Genomic DNA, 2,881 nt, shown 5'->3' on the forward strand with positions numbered 1-2,881 from the left:
CCGCACCGCGCATGCATCCCTATGTGTTCGACACCTGCCAGAGCGGCGTGGTGCTGCGCGCGGTGCTGTTCGTGCAGATCATCGTGATGGTGGCGTCGCTGTTCGAAACCTCGGGCTGGCGAGCCTGGTCTGCCTACGCGGCCACGCTCACCGGCGCCGCGTTGCCGGGTCTGCTGGTGTGGCTGTTGTCGGTGTGCCTGCTCAAGCGGGTGTTCGACCGTCTGCCGGTCAGGGCCCAGTGGGCGCTGTCCCTGGCCCTGGGTGGCGTGGCCGGCCTGTACGGCTGTGCCATGCTGGCCTGGGTGGGCCTGGTTGCAGAGGCGCCCTGGCTGGCCAGCGCCGCCAGCGGTGCGCTGCTGGCGGCGGTCATCACCACCTCGCTGTTCTGGCGGGCCAGGGCGCGCATGCCGGCTGGCACCACCGCGCGCCTGGCCGAGTTGCAGGCCCGCATCCGGCCGCACTTCCTGTTCAACACGCTCAACAGCGCCATCTCCCTGGTGCGCGAGGAGCCGGCCCGGGCCGAAAGCCTGCTCGAAGACCTGAGCGAGCTGTTCCGGCACGCGCTGGCCGATCCCAAGGAAGCGGTGCCGTTGAAGCATGAGCTGGAGCTGGCGCGCCACTACCTGGCCATCGAGCAGGTGCGGTTCGGCGATCGCCTGCGCATCGAGTGGAACATTGACGAAACCGCTTCGCGTGCGAAACTCCCGCCATTGATCCTGCAGCCCCTGGTGGAGAATGCGGTCAAGCACGGCGTCGAGCCCAGCCCGAGCGGTGCCACGGTGCGCATCAGCACGCAACGGCGCGGTGACATGGTGGTCATCAAGGTGACCAACACGGTGCCGGCGGGCACGGGTACGAAGGGACATGGGCTGGCGCTCGACAATGTGCGCCAGCGCCTGCGGCTGCTGCACGATCTGGAGGGGCGCTTCCAGAGCGCGTTGATCAACGGGGTCTACCAGGCGCGTCTGGAGATCCCCCTGTGAGAGGTCCACCGGCATGACCGGACGGAGCATGGCATGACATTGAAGGTCCTGATCGTCGACGATGAAGCCCTGGCGCGCTCGCGGCTGCGTACCCTGCTGGCCGAGTGCACCGATCCCCGCTCCGAGGTGGTGGGCGAGGCGGCCAATGCCGTGCAGGCCATTCAGGTCGCCCAGCGTCAGGCCTGCGACCTGGTGCTGCTGGACATCCACATGCCCGGCGTCGACGGCATGGCGCTGGCCGCCCAGTTGCGCGAGTTGACGCCGGCTCCCACGGTGGTGTTCGTGACGGCCCACGCCGAGCATGCGGTGCAGGCCTTCGAACTGGATGCCACCGACTACCTGACCAAGCCGGTGCGGCGCGAGCGGCTGCAGATGGCGCTGCAGAAGGTGCAGCGTCAGCGCCAGGCATCCCAGGGTGCACGGGGCGTGGAGCCACCTGGTGCCGGTGAGTACCTGATCATCCAGGAGCGTGGCCGCAGCGAGCGCGTGTCGCTGGCCGACGTGGTCTACCTCAAGGCGGAGCTGAAGTACATCACGGTGCGCACGCCCGACAAGGAGTACATCTACGACGGCGCCCTGAGCGATCTCGAGGCGCGTTATCCGCACCTGTTCGTGCGGGTGCACCGCAATGCCCTGGTGGCGCGGCGCAGTGTGCGCGCGGTGGAGAAAGTGGTGGACCCGGTCGATGGCGAAGGCTGGACGGTGCGCCTGGACGGCGTGGACGACCGGCTGTCCGTCTCGCGTCGGCAACTGGCCTCGGTGCGCGAGGCACTGACGGGCTGAGCCGCCGGCCGGGCACGCCGTTGCCCCGTTACAGGCGCATCAGCATGTCGGCTTCGAACGCGTGCAGGAAGTTCTCCTGCATTTCGGTCTGCACGTAGGACTTGTTGATCAGGCGCAGGCGCTCGATGGCGCTGCTGGTGCTCAGGCCGCCCTCGCGGATCATCCAGGCCGCGAGAACGGTTCCCGTGCGACCAATGCCCGCCTTGCAGTGCACCGCCACCACCTTCCCCTCGTCGAGCAGTTTCTGCATGCGACGCAGCAGCATGTAGGTCTGTGCGATGGAGGGGGTTTCGCGATCGAACACGGGCAGGTGGATGTTCTGCAGACCATGCCGGCCCAGGGCCTCCTGGTCCAGGTCTTTCTCGGTCAGCGAAATCAGGTGCGTCACGCCGATGCGCGCCAGCAGGTCGAGGTCGTAATCGATCGAGTGGCTGAGCCCGGGTTCGGCGGTGCCGGCGAGTTTGCCCGGGACGATCCAGTGGAAGCCGTTGGGGCCGCGCGAGTCGGGCGGGGCCGCTGTGCCGACCAGGGCTGCCGTGCTTACGCCCTGGGGTGACAGGGGTGGCAGGGTGGCGCGTGGGCGAACCGCCGGGGCCGCGGTGGCGGCCGGCGGTGCGGATGGCGCCGGTGGAGCCGGCGCGGCCGCCGGCGTCTGCGCGGCGGCCAGTGCCTGCCGGGCCGGGTCCGACAGCGGCGGAGGCGGTGGCACGCCGGGGTCGAGGTGCTCCGGCTGGGCGTCCGGCGATGCAATGGGCAGGCTGCCTGAGCGCAGGAACTGCTCGACCCACGCATTGCCCGAGTTGGTGAAGAAGCGGTAGGTGTCCTGGTGGGCGAGGATGCGGCCACCGCCGAGCAGGATGATGCGGTCGGCCAGTGCGCGGGCCTGTTTCTGGTGGTGCAACACCACCAGCAGACGCTGCCGGCTGCCCAGGCTCTTGAGCCACTGGACCAGCCAGCCGGCTTCATCGTCGGTGAGGCCGTAGGTGGGCTCGTCGATCATCAGCAGCGCTGGCTGCGACAGCGCATGCGAGAGGATGGTGATGGCGCGCTGGTGCGCCCGGGTCTGCTCGATCAGGGGCTGGTTCAGTCGTTGCGCCAGCGTGCCCAGCCCGTGC

General features: G+C 69.1%; 3 protein-coding genes. 2 read left to right on the forward strand and 1 reads right to left on the reverse strand.

Annotated elements, in window-relative coordinates; genetic code table 11:
* Window positions 1-11: 11 nt before the first annotated feature.
* Window positions 12-983, forward strand: a complete 972-nt coding sequence (locus tag PHQ87_RS15600) for a sensor histidine kinase (protein WP_300236411.1) — start codon at window positions 12-14, stop codon at window positions 981-983.
* 33 nt (window positions 984-1,016) lie between these two features.
* Window positions 1,017-1,766, forward strand: coding sequence for a LytTR family DNA-binding domain-containing protein (locus tag PHQ87_RS15605; RefSeq protein ID WP_300236405.1), 750 nt, complete (start codon window positions 1,017-1,019; stop codon window positions 1,764-1,766).
* A 28-nt stretch (window positions 1,767-1,794) separates the two neighbouring features.
* Here the strand turns inward: PHQ87_RS15605 and PHQ87_RS15610 are convergent.
* Window positions 1,795-2,881, reverse strand: a 1,087-nt coding sequence (locus PHQ87_RS15610) for a dual specificity protein phosphatase family protein (protein WP_300236408.1), incomplete at its 5' end; no start/stop codon positions are given.

Origin of the sequence: Hydrogenophaga sp. (assembly GCF_028698005.1) — a bacterium.
Taxonomy (GTDB): domain Bacteria; phylum Pseudomonadota; class Gammaproteobacteria; order Burkholderiales; family Burkholderiaceae_C; genus Hydrogenophaga.